This is a genomic window from Caballeronia sp. ATUFL_M2_KS44 (genome assembly GCF_023630965.1).
GTDB lineage: Bacteria > Pseudomonadota > Gammaproteobacteria > Burkholderiales > Burkholderiaceae > Caballeronia > Caballeronia concitans.
This window is the reverse complement of sequence record NZ_JALQEA010000016.1, coordinates 38,542-54,657: the sequence shown is the minus strand read 5'-3', so window position 1 is coordinate 54,657 and position 16,116 is coordinate 38,542. Positions and strand designations below refer to the sequence as shown.

The 16,116-nt window shown below is 63.0% G+C and carries 14 protein-coding genes and 1 tRNA gene; 12 read left to right on the top strand and 3 right to left on the bottom strand.

Features of this window, described 5'->3' with window-relative positions:
• Nucleotides 1-178: 178 nt before the first annotated feature.
• Together NCR39_RS08575 and NCR39_RS08570 are read left to right on the top strand one after the other, a co-directional pair.
• The gene (locus NCR39_RS08575) at nucleotides 179-1,429 is read left to right on the top strand and encodes an aspartate kinase (RefSeq protein ID WP_250451806.1); all 1,251 of its coding nucleotides are present in this window, start codon (nucleotides 179-181) and stop codon (nucleotides 1,427-1,429) included.
• Between the two features lie 145 nt (nucleotides 1,430-1,574).
• A tRNA-Ser gene (locus tag NCR39_RS08570) sits at nucleotides 1,575-1,667 on the top strand.
• 184 nt (nucleotides 1,668-1,851) lie between these two features.
• On the opposite strand, the gene loiP is transcribed toward NCR39_RS08570, so the two are convergent.
• The gene (gene loiP, locus NCR39_RS08565; protein ID WP_250451805.1) at nucleotides 1,852-2,622 is read right to left on the bottom strand and encodes a metalloprotease LoiP; all 771 of its coding nucleotides are present in this window, start codon (nucleotides 2,620-2,622) and stop codon (nucleotides 1,852-1,854) included.
• Between the two features lie 340 nt (nucleotides 2,623-2,962).
• Here loiP and NCR39_RS08560 point away from each other — a divergent pair, with 340 nt between their 5' ends.
• Nucleotides 2,963-3,322: a hypothetical protein gene (locus tag NCR39_RS08560; protein WP_250451804.1), complete on the top strand. Its 360-nt coding sequence runs from the start codon at nucleotides 2,963-2,965 to the stop codon at nucleotides 3,320-3,322.
• A gap of 233 nt (nucleotides 3,323-3,555) precedes the next feature.
• Nucleotides 3,556-3,924 (top strand): hypothetical protein, encoded by a 369-nt coding sequence (locus NCR39_RS08555; protein WP_250451803.1) that lies wholly within the window; start codon nucleotides 3,556-3,558, stop codon nucleotides 3,922-3,924.
• Between the two features lie 75 nt (nucleotides 3,925-3,999).
• On the opposite strand, the gene fabI is transcribed toward NCR39_RS08555, so the two are convergent.
• On the bottom strand, nucleotides 4,000-4,791 hold the full coding sequence (gene fabI / locus NCR39_RS08550; RefSeq protein ID WP_040051554.1) for an enoyl-ACP reductase FabI: 792 nt from the start codon (nucleotides 4,789-4,791) through the stop codon (nucleotides 4,000-4,002).
• Between the two features lie 325 nt (nucleotides 4,792-5,116).
• Here fabI and NCR39_RS08545 point away from each other — a divergent pair, with 325 nt between their 5' ends.
• The 6 genes from NCR39_RS08545 to NCR39_RS08520 all read left to right on the top strand — a co-directional run bounded on the left by NCR39_RS08545 (nucleotide 5,117) and on the right by NCR39_RS08520 (nucleotide 13,434).
• Entirely contained in the window at nucleotides 5,117-6,940 is a 1,824-nt protein-coding gene (locus NCR39_RS08545) for an extracellular solute-binding protein (protein WP_250452036.1), read from the top strand.
• A 10-nt stretch (nucleotides 6,941-6,950) separates the two neighbouring features.
• Complete coding sequence (locus tag NCR39_RS08540) at nucleotides 6,951-7,991, top strand: microcin C ABC transporter permease YejB (protein WP_250451802.1); 1,041 nt, start codon at nucleotides 6,951-6,953, stop codon at nucleotides 7,989-7,991.
• Nucleotides 7,992-7,993: 2 nt separating this feature from the next.
• A complete protein-coding gene (locus NCR39_RS08535; RefSeq protein ID WP_502800191.1) occupies nucleotides 7,994-9,106 on the top strand; it encodes an ABC transporter permease in 1,113 nt (370 codons plus the stop codon).
• A complete protein-coding gene (locus tag NCR39_RS08530; RefSeq protein ID WP_250451801.1) occupies nucleotides 9,103-10,701 on the top strand; it encodes an ABC transporter ATP-binding protein in 1,599 nt (532 codons plus the stop codon). Before NCR39_RS08535 ends, NCR39_RS08530 begins: the two co-directional genes overlap by 4 nt.
• Before the next feature lie 147 nt (nucleotides 10,702-10,848).
• Nucleotides 10,849-11,511: a C40 family peptidase gene (locus NCR39_RS08525; protein ID WP_250451800.1), complete on the top strand. Its 663-nt coding sequence runs from the start codon at nucleotides 10,849-10,851 to the stop codon at nucleotides 11,509-11,511.
• A gap of 378 nt (nucleotides 11,512-11,889) precedes the next feature.
• The gene (locus NCR39_RS08520; RefSeq protein WP_250451799.1) at nucleotides 11,890-13,434 is read left to right on the top strand and encodes a 2-isopropylmalate synthase; all 1,545 of its coding nucleotides are present in this window, start codon (nucleotides 11,890-11,892) and stop codon (nucleotides 13,432-13,434) included.
• A gap of 66 nt (nucleotides 13,435-13,500) precedes the next feature.
• On the opposite strand, the gene NCR39_RS08515 is transcribed toward NCR39_RS08520, so the two are convergent.
• A complete protein-coding gene (locus NCR39_RS08515; protein ID WP_250451798.1) occupies nucleotides 13,501-14,016 on the bottom strand; it encodes a hypothetical protein in 516 nt (171 codons plus the stop codon).
• Between the two features lie 155 nt (nucleotides 14,017-14,171).
• Here NCR39_RS08515 and NCR39_RS08510 point away from each other — a divergent pair, with 155 nt between their 5' ends.
• Together NCR39_RS08510 and rpsO are read left to right on the top strand one after the other, a co-directional pair.
• Nucleotides 14,172-15,452, top strand: a complete 1,281-nt coding sequence (locus NCR39_RS08510; RefSeq protein ID WP_502800190.1) for a branched-chain amino acid ABC transporter substrate-binding protein — start codon at nucleotides 14,172-14,174, stop codon at nucleotides 15,450-15,452.
• A gap of 183 nt (nucleotides 15,453-15,635) precedes the next feature.
• Nucleotides 15,636-15,905, top strand: coding sequence for a 30S ribosomal protein S15 (gene rpsO / locus NCR39_RS08505; RefSeq protein ID WP_040051561.1), 270 nt, complete (start codon nucleotides 15,636-15,638; stop codon nucleotides 15,903-15,905).
• The last annotated feature ends 211 nt before the right edge of the window (nucleotides 15,906-16,116 follow it).

The following is a 16,116-nucleotide window of genomic DNA, read 5'->3' as shown; positions in this document are numbered from 1 at the left end:
CCATTGCCCTTGACGTACCTCTTGAGCACACTTGCGTGAGTTTCGACCGCAAGGCGGGCATGCAGCGGCATCCCGCGTATCGTTGCTGGCTTCACCCATCCCCGAAGCCGTCGAGCGCAACGCACAGCATCTTGCATTGAGCGCGTCAGCGCGGTTTTCCCTTCTGTTCAAAACGACAATGGCACTCATCGTACACAAATACGGCGGCACTTCGATGGGCTCGGTCGAGCGCATCAAGAACGTCGCCAAGCGCGTCGCCAAATGGCACAAGGCTGGCCACAAGATGGTCGTCGTGCCGTCGGCGATGTCCGGCGAAACCAACCGCCTGCTCGGTCTCGCGAAAGACATCACGGCGAACCCGGACCCGCGCGAACTCGACATGATTGCCTCCACGGGCGAGCAGGTCAGCGTGGGGCTGCTCGCCATCGCGCTGCACGCCGAAGGCCTCGACGCCGTGAGTTATGCCGGCTGGCAAGTGCCGATCAAGACGGACAGCGCGTTCACGAAGGCGCGCATCAGCGAGATCGACGGCGAGCGCGTGCTGAACGATCTCGACGCGGGCAAGGTCGTGGTCATCACGGGCTTCCAGGGCGTCGATCCGGACGGCCACATCGCCACGCTCGGACGCGGCGGCTCGGACACGTCGGCTGTCGCGATCGCGGCGGCGCTGAAGGCGGACGAATGCCTGATCTACACGGACGTCGATGGCGTCTACACGACCGATCCGCGCGTCGTCGACGATGCGCGCCGGCTCGATCGCGTGACTTTCGAGGAAATGCTGGAAATGGCGAGCCTGGGCTCGAAGGTTCTGCAGATCCGCTCGGTGGAGTTTGCCGGCAAGTATCAGGTGAAGACGCGCGTGCTCTCCAGCCTGACCGACCCGCTGATGGCACTCGATGAAGAGATGCACTCGGGCACCCTGATTACTTTTGAAGAAGACGAGAACATGGAAAAGGCAGTTATTTCTGGCATCGCGTTCCAGCGCGACGAAGCGCGCATCGCGGTCATGGGCGTGCCCGACAAGCCGGGCGTCGCGTATCAGATTCTCGGGCCGGTGGCCGATGCGAACATCGACATCGACATGATCATCCAGAACCAGAGCGTGAACGGCAAGACGGATTTCACGTTCACGGTCGGCCGCGGCGATTACCACCGCGCGCTCGAAATTCTGAACGGCCAGGTGAAGGGCCACGTTCAGGCGGAAACCGTGCTGGGCGATCCGAAGGTGTCGAAGGTGTCGGTGGTGGGCGTGGGCATGCGTTCGCACGTGGGCATCGCGAGCACCATGTTCCGCACGTTGTCGGAAGAGGGCATCAACATCCAGATGATCTCGACTTCCGAAATCAAGATTTCCGTGCTGATCGACGAGAAGTACACCGAGCTGGCCGTGCGCGCGCTGCACAAGGCGTTCGAGCTGGATCGCGCTTGATTGCGTTTGATTACGCTGGCTGGCGGCGGGGACAATCGAAGTCGATCGATTGGAAAAAAATCGTCATGTGAATTTGACCGCTGCCGGCGAACACGCTATTATCTCGATCTCGTTGCACTGCACTCCCGGTGCAACGAAAAGTTTGGGAGACGTGGCCGAGAGGTCGAAGGCACTCCCCTGCTAAGGGAGCATCTGGCTAAAAACTGGATCGAGGGTTCGAATCCCTCCGTCTCCGCCAGTGGTAGGAAGAAAGCCCCGTAAGTCGAAAGACTTGCGGGGCTTTTTGTTTCTGGTCGCACAAGAAAACGATTCGTTGTGCTTCTTTTTCGACGTGCGTATCTGACCTGCGATCACGAACCGCGAGCAACCTCCGCCCGCGCCATCGAGAACCGGCGGCATGGCAACCGCCGGCTCTATCGCTTTTACTTACTCGAAGCGATCCGCTCTTCGATATGCTTCGCGCGCGAAGGCGACGACGGGTGCGAGCTGAGCATGCTCGACTTGCCGCCATCCAGCGCCGCCAGTTTCTGGAACGCCGTCACGAGACCGGCCGGGTTGTAGCCCTTCTTCTTCTGCTGATCGAACGAGTAATCGTCGGCGGCGCTTTCCTGCGACTGCGAGAACTGCGCGTTGATGAACTTCTCCGACAGATCGCCAAGCTGCGAGGACGACAGGCTGCCGACCACGCCGCCAGCCTGCGACGCCACCGAGCGCGCCGCCGACGTCGCGTAGGCGAGCTGCATCGCCTTCTTCGTGTGGCCGAGCGCCACGTGGCCCATCTCGTGACCGACGACGCCGCGCACTTCGTCGTCGTTCATCATGTCCATCAGGCCGCTGTAGACGCGCACGCAGCCGTTCGCCATCGCCCACGCATTGACGTCCTTCGTGATGTAGACCTTGTAGTTGACCGGCACGCCGTTGATGTTGTCGCCGAGTTGCTTCGAAATGCGGTTCAGGCGCTGCGCGTACTGGCTCGATGCCGGCGCGATCTTGCTTTCGGCGTCCATCTGCGCGCAGGACTTGTCGGAGAGCGCGCGGACGTCGCCATCGCTGAGCGAGAACGCCTTGGTGGCCATCTGGCCCGACTGGAGCAGCGCGTCGGGGTTCATATTGGCGACGCTGCCGCACGATGCGAGCGTCACCACGGCCGCTGCGATAGCGGAAGCGCCCAATGCCAAGCGAGAAAATTTCATGGTCTACCTTGTGATCTGTTGTGATTGTCGGTCCGCAAGCGTTCGCGGACGGGCGCAATGCTCGTTGGGCGCCGCGTCGTAAGCTATCCGAAAATTCTTATTTTGCTGACGAAGGCAGATGGAAAGCCAGTCGTGATGTGAATCAGTGGCGCGTGGGAGGCGAATCAGTCGGCGGCAGGGAAATTCGATGCGCGGTGAGGTCCGCGACTTTCGGATAAATCCTTGCGTTTTCGTAAGTTCCGAGGCGGTAATAGGACGTTACTAAGTCAAACACTCGCCGCGCCATTCTTCGCTATAGTCGGTTCGACACAACAAACAACCCATCGAGGTAAGGCATCACATGAACAAGGTTTCGAAGGCTTCCATGGCCTACGCGCTCGTCATCGGCGGTCTGACGCTGTCCGGTGCGGCGATGGCGGGAGTTTCCGTGGGCGTGAACATCGGGGTTCCCGCGCCTGTGTATGTCGCGCCGGCGCCGGTCTACGCGCCGCCTCCGCCGCCCGTCGTGTATGCGCCCGCGCCGGTGTACGCGCAACCGGCCATCGTGATCGGCTGGCACGGCGATCGTTACTGGGACGGCCGCCGTTATTGGGATCGGGACGACTGGTATCGCCACAACGGACGCGGCCACGCGTACGGGCACGAGGAACACGGGGACCACGGCGACCACGGGGATCACGGGCACCACGGCTGGCACTGAGCCGCCAACGCTCCGGTCAATGAGAAAACCACCCGCGCGGGTGGTTTTTTGTTTCCGGCCGCCGATTACCGCGCCTCACACCGTTGGTCTGTGGCGACAGAATGTAACAAAAGGTAAGCTTTCCTCTGACATTACGTTCTGCGGCAAAGCAACTTACAAAGCTGAAATATCGCGCTGAAAGCTTGCCGTTATATTGAGTCGCACGCGAAAACCGGAATACGAGGACAAAAAACATGAAAGCCAAACTGACGGGGCGAATCTTCACGAGCGCGTCGATTGTCGCGGCATGCGCGGCGACCGCCGGCCTGGCCCACGCCGCCGATGTCCACGTGGGCGTCAACATCGGCGTGCCCGCGCCGGTGTACGTCGCGCCGACGCCGGTGTACGCGCCGCCTCCGCCGCCTGTCGTGTATGCGCCGCGGCCCGCGCCGATATATGCGCAACCGGCCATCGTGATCGGCTGGCACGGCGATCGTTACTGGGACGGCCGGCGCTATTGGAGCCGCGGCGACTGGGATCGGCATCACGGTCACGGGCGCGGGCACGACAAGCATGGCCACGGCCACGGAAACGGTCACGGCAACGGCCACGGGCGCCACTGAACGGCAAAAGGGCCGCTTCCAGACGAAAGCAGCCCTTTTTGCATGATCCGGACGGAGCGGCAAATGCCGCGAGCGTTACTCGCCGATGCCCGCCATTCCGCCGACGACCGCGTGGAAGCCGGAATCGACGTGCACGATTTCCGCGCTCACGCCGCTCGCCAGTTCCGACAGCAGGAACGCCGCGACGTTGCCCACTTGCTCGATCGTCACGTTGCGCTTGAGCGGCGCGTTGTCTTCGACGAAATCGAGAATCTTGCCGAAGCTCTTGATGCCGCTTGCCGCGAGCGTCTTGATCGGGCCGGCTGAAATGCCGTTCACGCGCACGCCCTTGCTTCCGAGCGATGCCGCGAGATAGCGCACGCTCGCCTCGAGCGATGCCTTCGCGAGACCCATCGTGTTGTAGTTCGGAATCGCGCGCTCGGCGCCGAGATAGCTCAGCGTGAGGAGCGACGCGTTGTCCGACAGCATCGACTGCGCGGCCTTGGCGAGCGCCGGGAAGCTGTATGCGGAGATGTCATGGGCGATGCGGAAGTTCTCGCGCGTCATGCCTTCGAGGAAGTCGCCCGCGATCGCTTCGCGCGGCGCGAAGCCGATGGAATGCACGATGCCGTCGAGCGTGCCCCAGCGTTCCTTCAGCGCGGCGAAGAGGGCGTCGATCTCCGCGTCGCTGCCCACGTCGCACGGATAGATCATGTCGCTGCCGAATTCCGTCGCGAATTCGGTGATGCGGTCCTTGAAGCGCTCGCCGACATACGTGAACGCCAGTTCCGCGCCTTCGCGCTTGCAGGCCTGCGCGATGCCGTATGCGATCGAGCGGTTCGACAGCAAGCCCGTCAGCAGAATTCGTTTTCCAGCGAGAAAGCCCATGAATGCTCCTTGAATGTCAGTGTCACGCGAGGCGCGCGGCGGGTCGCCGTTCATTGCGAGTGCGCGCTTCGCGTCGGGTGCAGGGCGCATCGGTTCGGCGAGGCGGGCAGGCATCGTGCTAAAGGGCCAGCCATGCGCCGAAACCGGATGGCGTTTTGATTGGGTAGAATTCTCTCACATCGACACTGCGGTCCGGCCTGTCTCACGGCTTCGCACGCTGCGTTATTCATCGTGCCGGGGCCATCATTCATCTCGCAAGGAGCCTATGACCGGGCTGACGACGACCGCCAAGCCGATCCCATCATCGCCCGCATGGGGCAAGTGCATGGCGCTCGCGCTCGCGGCATGGATCGCGTCGAGTTCGGGCATTCCGGCGCACGCCGCGCACGCCATCGCGCAATACGGCGAGCCGAAATATCCGCCCGGCTTCAGGCACTTCGATTACGTCAATCCCGACGCCCCGCGCGACGGCACGCTCGTGCTCGCGAATCCGAACCGCCTCACGAGCTTCGACAAGTTCAATCCGTTCACGCTGCGCGGCAATCCCGCGCCGGGTCTCGGGCTGATGTTCGAAAGCCTGACGACGGGCAGTTCCGACGAAGTGGCGAGCGCGTATTGCCTGCTTGCCGACGACATCGCCGTCGCGCCCGATGGCCTTTCGGCGACCTTCCACATCAATCCGAAAGCGCGCTTCACCAATGGCGATCCCGTCACGGCCGACGACGTCAAGTTCTCGTTCGAGACGCTGAAAAGCCCGAAGGCCGCGCCGCAGTTTTCCGTGTACTTCGGGCAGATCGCGCGCGCGGTCGTCGTGGACCGGTTGACGATCCGCTTCGAATTCAAGGTCGCGACGCGCGAAATGCCGCTGCTCGCGGGCGGCATGCCGGTGTTTTCGCGCAAGTGGGGCATGCGGGCGGACGGCACGCGCATTCCGTTCGATCAACTCGCGTTCGAGAAGCCGATCGCGAGCGGCGATTACGTCATCGACAGCTTCGACAACGGCCGCACGATCACCTACAAGCGCGATCCGAACTACTGGGGCAAGTCGCTGCCGGTGCGCATCGGCACGCACAACTTCGCGCGCATCGATTACAAGCTGTATTCGGACGCCACCGCGCGGCTCGAAGCGTTCAAGGCGGGCGAATACGACGTGCTCGTCGAGAATGTCGCGCGAAGCTGGGTGCGGCGCGACATCGGCAAGCGCTTCGACAGCGGCGAACTCATCAAGCGCGAGTTCGCGCATCACAACGGCACCGGCATGCAGGGCTTCTTCATGAACCTGCGCAGGCCGCTCTTCAAGGACGTGCGCGTGCGGCAGGCGCTGGATCTCGCGCTCGACTTCGAATGGCTCAATCGCCAGTTGTTCTTCAATCAGTACAAGCGCACGGACAGTTTCTTCGTCAATACGGATCTGCAGGCGAAAGGCACGCCGAGCGAAGGCGAGCTCGCCATTCTCGAACCGCTGCGCAAGAAGCTCGATCCCGCCGTGTTCGGCGAAATGCCGAAGCAGCCGGATACCGATCCGCCCGGCTCGCTGCGCGCCAATCTGATCAAGGCGCGCGAGTTGCTGGCGCAGGCCGGATGGACGTATCGCGATGGCGCGCTGCGCAACGCAAAGGGTCAGCCGTTCGTCTTCGAGATACTGGACGATACGGGCGGCGGGGCGTCGATGGAGCCGGTCGCCGCCGCGTTCGGGCGCAATCTGCAGAAGCTCGGCATCACGATGAACTTTCGCACCGTCGATTACGCGCTGATCCAGAAGCGCCTCGACGCGTTCGACTTCGACATGACGAGCGTGCGTCTGCCCGACGTGCAGGTGCCCGGCACCGAGCAGGTGTCGCGCTTCGCCAGCCGATACGCCGACGAGCAGGGTTCCGACAATCTAGCGGGCGTGAAGTCGCCGGCCATCGATGCGATCCTGCAAAAGGTCGTCGGCGCGCAGACGCGCGAGCAGCTCGTGGACGCCACGCACGCGCTCGATCGCGTGCTGATGAACGGCTACTACGTGGTGCCGCACTGGTACTCGGCGACGCATCGCGTCGCGTATCGCAACACGCTTGGCTATCCGGCGACGCTGCCGCTCTATTACACGGCGGACGAATGGGTGCTGTCGACGTGGTGGAAAAAGCCCGCCGGCGCTTCGAAATAAAGGACGAGCCATGTGGAGCTACATCGCCAAACGCATTCTGTTGATGATCCCGACGCTCATCGGCGTGCTCACGCTCACGTTCGTCGTGATCCAGTTCGTGCCGGGCGGCCCGGTCGAGCAGGCCGTGCACGACTTGCGGCGCGGCAACGCGGAAGGCGGCGCGGGCTTCGGGATGCGCGCGCATACCGGCGTCGATGCGCAGCAGATCGCGCAACTCAAGGCGCTCTACGGCTTCGACAAGCCGCCGCTCGAACGCTATCTCTCGATGCTCGGCAAGTTCGCGCGCTTCGATCTCGGCGACAGCTATTTCCGGCATCAGAGCGTGTGGTCGCTGATCGTGTCCAAGCTGCCGGTATCGATCAGCATCGGCTTATGGACGTTCTTCATCACGTATCTGATATCGGTGCCGCTCGGCATCGCGAAGGCGGTGAAAAACGGCTCGCGCTTCGATGTCGCCACGAGTCTGATCGTGCTCATCGGCTTCGCGATTCCCGGCTTCGTGCTGGGCGTGCTTTTGCTCGTGCTGTTCGGCGGCGGATCGTTCCTGCAGCTTTTCCCGCTGCGCAACCTGACTTCCGATAACTGGGCGACGCTCTCGCTCGGCGGGAAGATCGTCGATTATCTGTGGCACATCACGTTGCCCGTGGTGGCGTCGGTGGTGGGGAGCTTCGCCATCGTCACGATGCTCACGAAGAACGCGTTCCTCGACGAAATTCGCAAGCAGTACGTGCTGACCGCGCGCGCCAAGGGGCTTTCCGAGCGGCGGGTGCTGTGGAAGCACGTGTTCCGCAACGCGCTTTTGCCGCTGATCGTCGGCTTTCCGGCGGCGTTCATCGGCGCGTTCTTCACGGGCAGTCTGCTGATCGAAACGCTCTTTTCGCTCGACGGGCTCGGGCTGCTTTCCTACGAATCCGTGGTGCGGCGCGACTATCCGGTCGTGCTCGGCACGCTGTATCTTTTCACGCTGATCGGGCTCGCGACGAAGCTCATCTCGGACCTTTGCTATGTCTGGGTCGATCCGCGCATTCAATTCGAGCAACTGGAGCGCTGATCTTGAATCGAGCCGCATCGTCGCGCCGCGCCGCGACCGCCAGCGACGCCCAGCCGCTTTCGAACGAAGTCTCGATGACGCCCGGGCGGCGCGTGTGGCTGCGCTTCAGGCGCAATCGGCTGGGCTACTGGAGTCTCGTCGTGTTCGTCGCGGCGTTCGTGCTCAGTCTCGCCGGGCCGCTGTGGTCGAACGACAAGCCGCTCGTCGTGCGCTATCAGGGGCAGCTCTATTTTCCGCTCGTGAAGACGTACGCCGAGACGACGTTCGGCGGCGACTTCCCGACGCCAGCCGATTATCTCGATCCCTTCGTGCGCGACCGCTTCAACGCGCCGGGCAACTTCGCGGTGTATCCGCCGAATCACTATTACTACGACACGCTCAACTATTTCTCGAAGGGCTCGAATCCCGCGCCGCCATCGCGCGAAAACTGGCTCGGCACCGACGATCGCGGCCGCGATGTCTTCGCGCGGCTGCTTTACGGCTTTCGCGTGTCGGTGCTCTTCGCGCTGGTGCTGACCGCCATCGGCACGGTGCTCGGCGTGGTGGCGGGCGCGGTGCAGGGCTACTTCGGCGGAAGGACCGATATCGTCGGGCAGCGGCTCATCGAAATCTGGAGCGCGCTGCCGGAGCTTTACCTGCTCATCATCTTCGCGTCGATCTTCGAGCCGAGTCTCGTGCTGCTGATCGTGCTGTTGTCGCTGTTCGGCTGGATCGGCCTGTCGGATTACGTGCGCGCGGAATTCCTGCGCAATCGCACGCAGGACTACGTGCGCGCCGCCCGCGCGATGGGGCTCTCCAACTGGCAGATCATCTGGCGCCACGTGTTGCCCAATAGCCTGACTCCTGTGATCACGTTCCTGCCGTTTCGCATGAGCGGCGCGATTCTCGCGCTTACGAGCCTCGATTTTCTCGGCCTGGGCGTGCCGTCGCCGACGCCTTCGCTCGGCGAACTGCTCGCGCAGGGCAAGGCCAATCTCGACGCGTGGTGGATCTCGCTATCGACTTTCGGCGTGCTCGTCGCGACGCTGCTCCTGCTCACGTTCATGGGCGACGCGCTGCGCAACGCGCTCGACACGCGCATCGCGGATGCGGTGAAAGCGGGAGGCGGGCAGTGAACGAGCCTTTGCTTTCGATCAAGGACCTGCGCGTGCGCTTCGGCGACACGCTCGCCGTCGACGGCGTGAGCCTCGACATCCGCGCGGGCGAACGTGTCGCGCTCGTCGGCGAATCCGGTTCGGGCAAGAGCGTGACGGCGCTGTCGATCCTGCGCCTCATCCGCGACGCCGACGTGACCGGCTCGATCCGCTTCGCCGGCGAAGAGCTGCTCACGAAAAGCGAGCACGCGATGCGGGGCTTGCGTGGCTCCGACATCGCGATGATCTTTCAGGAGCCGATGACGGCGCTCAATCCGCTCTACACGGTGGGCGACCAGATCGGCGAAACGATCCAGCTTCACGACGGCGCGACGCCCCGCGAGGCGCGCGCGCGGGCGATCGCGCTGCTCGCGCGCACGGGCATCACGGAGCCGGAGCGGCGTGTGGACAGCTATCCGCATCAGCTTTCGGGCGGGCAGCGTCAGCGCGTGATGATCGCGATGGCGCTCGCGTGCCGTCCGCGTCTCCTGCTCGCCGACGAACCGACGACCGCGCTCGATGTGACCATCCGCGCGCAGATCGTCGAATTGCTGCTGGAGTTGCAGCGCGATGAAGCCGAGAAGCGCGGCCTGGCGGTGCTGCTCATCACGCACGATCTGAATCTCGTGCGGCGCTTCGCCGAGCGCGTCGCGGTGATGGAAAAGGGCGTGCTCGTCGAAAGCGGCGCGGTGGACACGCTCTTCGAGGCGCCGCAGCATCCGTACACGCAACGCCTGTTGCAGAGCCGGCCGAAGCGCAGCGTGCTGCCGGTGCTGCCGATCGCGCCCGTGCTGCTCGACGCGAAAGACGTCCGCGTGGAATATCCGACGCGGCTTCCGGGCGTCGCGGGATGGTTCAAGCGCGGCCGCTTCAAGGCGGTCGACGACGTCACGCTCTCGGTGCGTCAGGGCGAAACGCTCGGGATCGTCGGGGAATCGGGTTCGGGCAAGTCGACGCTCGCGATGGCTTTGCTCGGCCTGCAGCGCATCTCGCACGGCAGCGTGGAATTCCAGGGCAAGCCGCTCGGCGATTTTCGCGGACGCGAAAAAACCGTGCTGCGTTCGAATCTGCAGGTCGTGTTTCAGGATCCGTTCAGCTCGCTGTCGCCGCGGCAGACCGTGGAGCGGATCGTCGGGGAAGGGCTCGCGCTGCATCGGCCGGAACTGGACGCGGCGGCCCGGCGCGCGAAAGTCATCGCCGTGTTGCGCGAGGTCGGACTGGACCGCACCGCGCTCACTCGCTATCCGCACGAGTTCTCCGGCGGCCAACGCCAGCGCATTGCCATCGCGCGCGCGCTCGTGCTCGAGCCGAGTATTTTGATTCTCGACGAACCGACGAGCGCACTCGATGTCTCAATCCAGACTCAAGTTCTGGCGCTGCTCGCCGATATACAGCGAAAGCACAACCTTGGGTACGTGTTCATTAGCCACGATCTGCAGGTGATCGGCGCGATGGCGCACCGGGTGGCGGTGATGCGAGATGGAAATGTCGTCGAAGCGGGTGACGTAGAGAAGATTTTTGCGAAACCGTCCGACGAATACACACGAAAGCTGCTGGCGGCAGCCCTGAATTCCTAAAAATCTTTCTTTTTCGCCAATTGCGTGTGCGTGTCCATTGTATTTTTCTATTTCTTTTGACAGTTAAATACTTTGTGGCTAGTATGCGTTCAACTTTTCGCATATCTCACTGATTTTTCAGTCTTTAATTGTAAATCCTACCGACCGATGCAGCCACTAACGTTGACTCAGACATGCGCGCGCGCGGCCGCCGGCATGTTGATCGGCCTCCTGATGAGCACCACTTCCGTCGCGTTCGCCGACGAAGTCAGCAATAACAGCCAAAATGCCGGCAACGGCAGTTTCACCGCTTCCAAAGCCATCGATGTGGCAGCCACGCCGGACACGGCGAGCGCGCCCGGCGGCGCGAAGGCGTTTCTTTCCGGCATGGCGAGCAAGGCGGGCGACGTCGTCGTCGGCGCGCTCAACATGATCGGCGTGCGTTATCGCTGGGGCGGCAACACGCCGGACTCCGGTCTCGATTGCAGCGGCTTCGTGCGTTACGTCTTCCAGGACACGCTCGGCATGACGCTGCCGCGCCGCGCCGAAGAAATGAGCCGCGTCGGCGAAAAGGTCCGCGTGTCGGATCTGAAGCCGGGCGATCTCGTCTTTTTCAACACGATGCGCCGCTCGTTCTCGCACGTGGGCATTTATATCGGCGACAACAAATTCGTGCATTCGCCGTCGACGGGCAGCACCATCCGCGTCGACGACATGGAAAGCGGCTACTGGGAACAGCGTTTCCAGGGCGCGCGCCGTATCGAGAATGCGCAGATCGGCGACGGCAGCGAATTGCGTCAGCGCGTGAGCGCAACGCTCGGCGGATACTGATCGCCGCTCGCGTCGGATCAAGAAAAGCCTGCTTCCTCGTGAACGCAGGCTTTTTTTTCGCGCATGCGTTTTGTCCCAAGCGCGTTTGGCGCAAGCGCGCTGCCTATGGACGCCATCGGAAAGCCTCATTGCACGCGCTTCTAAAAGCCGTTATAGTTTTCGAATGAACTTTTCTTCGTTCCCCCTCTCGTCTTTCCTGGCTGGTGCGTCGCTACGCGCACTATCGCTACTAGCGCCGCTCGCGCGCTGATTCTTCTCGCCTCCCGTCTGCTCGTTCAAGGTTTTCGACGCCAGCGGTGGCGCGAACACCCGGATTCCGTTTTGTCGTTTCATCCCGATATTCCCGACAATCAATAAATCTCCCCACAGGAGCCGAACATGGCAGCAGACAAGTTGATCATCTTCGATACGACCTTGCGCGACGGCGAGCAGTCCCCCGGCGCTTCGATGACGAAGGACGAGAAGATCCGCATCGCGAAGCAACTGGAGCGCATGAAGGTCGACGTGATCGAAGCGGGTTTCGCCGCCAGCTCGAACGGCGACTTCGACGCGATCCACACGATCGCATCGCTCGTGAAGGACAGCACGGTTTGCTCGCTCGCCCGCGCCAACGACAAGGACATCCAGCGCGCCGCCGATGCGCTCAAGCCCGCCAACCAGTTCCGCATCCACACGTTCATCGCCACTTCGCCGCTGCATATGGAGAAGAAGCTGCGCATGTCGCCGGAGCAGGTTTATGAGCAGGCGCGGCTCGCGGTGCGTTTCGCGCGCAAGTTCACCGACGACGTCGAGTTCTCGCCGGAAGACGGCAGCCGCTCGAATATCGACTTTCTGTGTCGCGTGCTGGAAGCGGTGATCGATGAAGGCGCGCGCACCATCAATATCACCGATACGGTCGGCTACGGAGTTCCGGAGCATTACGGCAATCTCGTCAGGACGCTGCGCGAGCGCGTGTCCAATTCCGACAAGGCCATCTGGTCGGTTCACTGCCATGACGATCTCGGTCTCGCGGTCGCCAACTCGCTCGCGGGCGTGCAGATCGGCGGCGCGCGTCAGGTCGAATGCACGATCAACGGCCTCGGCGAGCGCGCAGGCAATACGTCGCTCGAAGAAATCGTGATGGCGGTGAAGACGCGCAAGGACTACTTCGGCCTCGATGTCGGCATCGATACGACGCAGATCGTGCCGACGTCGAAGCTCGTGTCACAGATCACCGGCTTCGTCGTACAGCCGAACAAGGCGGTGGTCGGCGCGAACGCGTTTGCGCACGCATCGGGCATCCATCAGGACGGCGTGCTGAAGGCGCGCGACACGTACGAAATCATGCGCGCGGAAGACGTGGGCTGGAGCGCGAACAAGATCGTGCTCGGCAAGCTGTCCGGCCGCAACGCGTTCAAGCAGCGTCTGGAAGAACTCGGCGTGGCGCTCGAATCCGAAGCCGACGTGAACGCCGCGTTCGCGCGCTTCAAGGATCTCGCCGACCGCAAGGCCGAAATCTTCGACGAAGACATCATGCAGATCGTCTCCGAGGAATCGGCGGAAGCGCAGGCCAAGGAACACTTCCGCTTCGTCTCGATGAAGCAGCATTCGGAGACCGGCGAGCAGCCGCAAGCGAAGGTCGTGTTCGCGGTCGAAGGCGCGGAAGTGACCGGCGAAGCGCGCGGCAACGGTCCCGTCGATGCGACGCTGCACGCGATCGAATCGAAGGTGGACAGCGGCGCCGAACTGGTGCTGTACTCGGTCAACGCGATCACCACCGGCACGCAGGCGCAGGGCGAAGTGACGGTGCGTCTGTCGAAGAGCGGGCGGATCGTGAACGGCGTCGGCACGGATCCGGATATCGTCGCTGCGTCCGCGAAGGCGTATATCGCGGCGCTCAACAAGCTGCACTCGAAGGTCGAGAAGCTCAATCCGCAGCTTTGATGCGCGAGCGTCCGGCCTGAAGCAAAAAGCCCTCTGAACGAGGGCTTTTTTGCGTTTCGGGCGATGTCAGAAGAGACTGCGACGGTCGGGATCGTGCAGCGGATCGGGCGTTTTCTGCGTGAGCCGCAGGATGCCCTGGTCGTCGAAATAGAAGCTGTACATCATGTACCAGAAGTTCGCCTCCATATACCGGTACGTCCAGACTTCGCGCTTCATCAGCGGAAAGTACGACGTCTCCACGGGCCGGCCGAAGTTCACGAGCACGTCGTTCTTCGTCCACGTGCCGATCTGCGCCTTGTAGAACTCGTTGTCGTCGAGCACCTGACGCACGCTGACGATCCTGCCGGCGGCGTCGACATCGGCGGCGGTCGTGAATTCGCCGAGCGGCTGCGTCGGCCACATCAGGCGTTTGCCGCCGTTGGGCAGATCGTAGACTTCGCGCGGCGGGCCGAGTCGCGCGGTGATGGTCGATGCATCCGCGCCCGGCTGATAGTTCTGCCACGGCTGCGCGCAAGCCGACAGCAGAAGCGCCGCGCCCGCGCACAGAAGCGCGCCGCGCAGGCGGTTGAAAGAGTGCAGCATTGCAGCCTCCACGTGCTGGTTCTTCGCGACGGCGAAGATCATCGTTCATGTTTTCCCGTGATTTTGACACGCGACACGCGAACCATGCGCCGTGCGCCTTGCATCGTGGATGCGCGCCGGCCTATGATCCGCGCTTTCTTCTTTCGAAAAGTCCGATGGCAAGCGTTCAATTCAAGACGGCTTTGCGATGGCTCGCCGCATGCGTCGCGTCGATCTGCATGCAGGCGAGCGCCGCCGATCTGCCGCCGATCAAGCTCGCGATGATCGAAGGCATGTCCGGCCCGTTCGCGAACGCGGGCGCGGCGGTCGAGCGCAATCTGCGCTTCGGCGTCGAGCGCGTGAATGCGAAGGGCGGCGTCAGGCTCGCCGATGGCATGCATCCGCTGCAGCTCGTCGTGCTCGACGGCAAGGGCAGCAGCGAAGCGAGTCTCGTGCAGTTGCGCGCGGCGATCGACGAGAAAATCGGCTTCGTCATGCAGGGCAACAGCTCGGCGGTGGCGGCGGCGCTCGTCGCGGCCATCGACAAGCAGAACGCGCGCGAGCCGGATCATCGCGTCTTGTTCCTCAATTATTCCGCCGACGATCCCGCGCTCACCAACGACGCCTGCAGCTTCTGGCATTTCCGCTTCGACGCGCACGCCGGCATGCGCATGGACGCGCTCGCCGATGCGCTCGCCCGCGACCGCGCCGTGAAGAAGGTCTATCTGCTGAACCAGGACTACAGCTTCGGCCACGACGTCAGCCGCGAGGCGCGTCGCGCGTTGCAGGAGAAGCGGCCGGACGTCGCGATCGCGGGCGACGAATTTCATCCGATCGGGCGCGTGAAGGACTTCGCGCCGTACATTGCGAAGATTCGGGCGAGCGGCGCGGACGCGGTCATCACCGGAAACTGGGGCAACGACCTGACGCTGCTCGTGAAGGCAGCCCGCGAGCAGGGCTTGGACACGAAGTTCTACACGTTCTACGGCAACAGTCTCGGCGCACCCGCCGCGCTGGGCGATGCCGGCGTGAAGCGCGTGATCGCCGTCGCCGACTGGCATCCGAACGCGGGCGGCGCGGCGTCGGATTCGTACTATCGGGCGTTCCGGGCGCGCTTTCCGGCCGCATCGGACGATTACCTCGTGCTACGCATGCCGCTCATGATCGACATGCTCGCCACCGCCATGACGCGCGCCGGCAGCGCCGACCCGCTTGCCGTGGCGCGCGCGCTCGAAGGCATGCGCTTCGACGGCTACGGCTTCCATCCGTCGACGATGCGCGCGTCCGATCATCAGCTCATCCAGCCCCTTTACGTGATGGAGATGGACAAGGCGGGCGCGCCGGGCGTCCAGTTCGACAACGAAGGCTCCGGCTACGGCTTTCGCACGCTGCTCGCCGTTCCCGCGGATGCGACCGCGCCGGCGACCACGTGCAAAATGACGCGGCCCGCGCGATAGGCGCCGGAACCGTCCGCGTGACGAAGCGCGCTGTGCTATACTCTGCGCTTCGTTTTTGGCTCCCTGAGCGCTTCATGCGCCAGGAGCGAATCCGAAAGGAGACGGGCTCGGTCGAGTCCGTCGATGCAACCCACGGCACGGCCTTTCTTCCGTGACCGCCTGTCTGTTTCAAAGGAAAAGCAAATGTCCGTAGCAGAAATCAAGAAGTCCGACGTCGTCGCCGAGTACGCGCGCGGCGCCAACGATACCGGCTCCCCCGAAGTGCAAGTCGCACTGCTCACGAGCCGCATCAACGAACTGACCGTCCACTTCAAGGCCCACACGAAGGATCACCACAGCCGCCGCGGTCTGCTGCGCATGGTGAGCCGCCGTCGCAAGCTGCTCGACTACCTGAAGGGCAAGGATGCGGATCGTTATCGCTCGCTGATCGAAAAGCTGGGTCTGCGCAAGTAATTGGCCCATAACGTGGCTTCGCGGCCAGCGTTCTAACGAAGTGCCTGTGTCAGTTCGCTGATGCAGGCATTTTGTTTTTGCGCGATCCGCTCGCGAAGTGGTGCCCGATCGCAGATTTATCGTCGGCACGCGCAGTTTGCTTTTGCAGTTTTCGCTTTACCCGGATGAGTCATCCGGTTCGATACCCGGTCCAGCCTCGCGGCAGAGCTTT

Coding starts and splice junctions, on each gene's coding strand:
- rpsO (WP_040051561.1), top strand. CDS start 15,636: ATGTCCGTAGCAGAAATCAAGAAGTCCGACGTCGTCGCCGAGTACGCG.
- fabI (WP_040051554.1), bottom strand. CDS start 4,791: ATGGGCTTTCTCGCTGGAAAACGAATTCTGCTGACGGGCTTGCTGTCG.
- NCR39_RS08560 (WP_250451804.1), top strand. CDS start 2,963: ATGAACAAGGTTTCGAAGGCTTCCATGGCCTACGCGCTCGTCATCGGC.
- NCR39_RS08545 (WP_250452036.1), top strand. CDS start 5,117: ATGGCGCTCGCGCTCGCGGCATGGATCGCGTCGAGTTCGGGCATTCCG.
- NCR39_RS08555 (WP_250451803.1), top strand. CDS start 3,556: ATGAAAGCCAAACTGACGGGGCGAATCTTCACGAGCGCGTCGATTGTC.
- NCR39_RS08575 (WP_250451806.1), top strand. CDS start 179: ATGGCACTCATCGTACACAAATACGGCGGCACTTCGATGGGCTCGGTC.
- NCR39_RS08520 (WP_250451799.1), top strand. CDS start 11,890: ATGGCAGCAGACAAGTTGATCATCTTCGATACGACCTTGCGCGACGGC.
- NCR39_RS08510 (WP_502800190.1), top strand. CDS start 14,172: ATGGCAAGCGTTCAATTCAAGACGGCTTTGCGATGGCTCGCCGCATGC.
- loiP (WP_250451805.1), bottom strand. CDS start 2,622: ATGAAATTTTCTCGCTTGGCATTGGGCGCTTCCGCTATCGCAGCGGCC.
- NCR39_RS08525 (WP_250451800.1), top strand. CDS start 10,849: ATGCAGCCACTAACGTTGACTCAGACATGCGCGCGCGCGGCCGCCGGC.
- NCR39_RS08515 (WP_250451798.1), bottom strand. CDS start 14,016: ATGCTGCACTCTTTCAACCGCCTGCGCGGCGCGCTTCTGTGCGCGGGC.
- NCR39_RS08540 (WP_250451802.1), top strand. CDS start 6,951: ATGTGGAGCTACATCGCCAAACGCATTCTGTTGATGATCCCGACGCTC.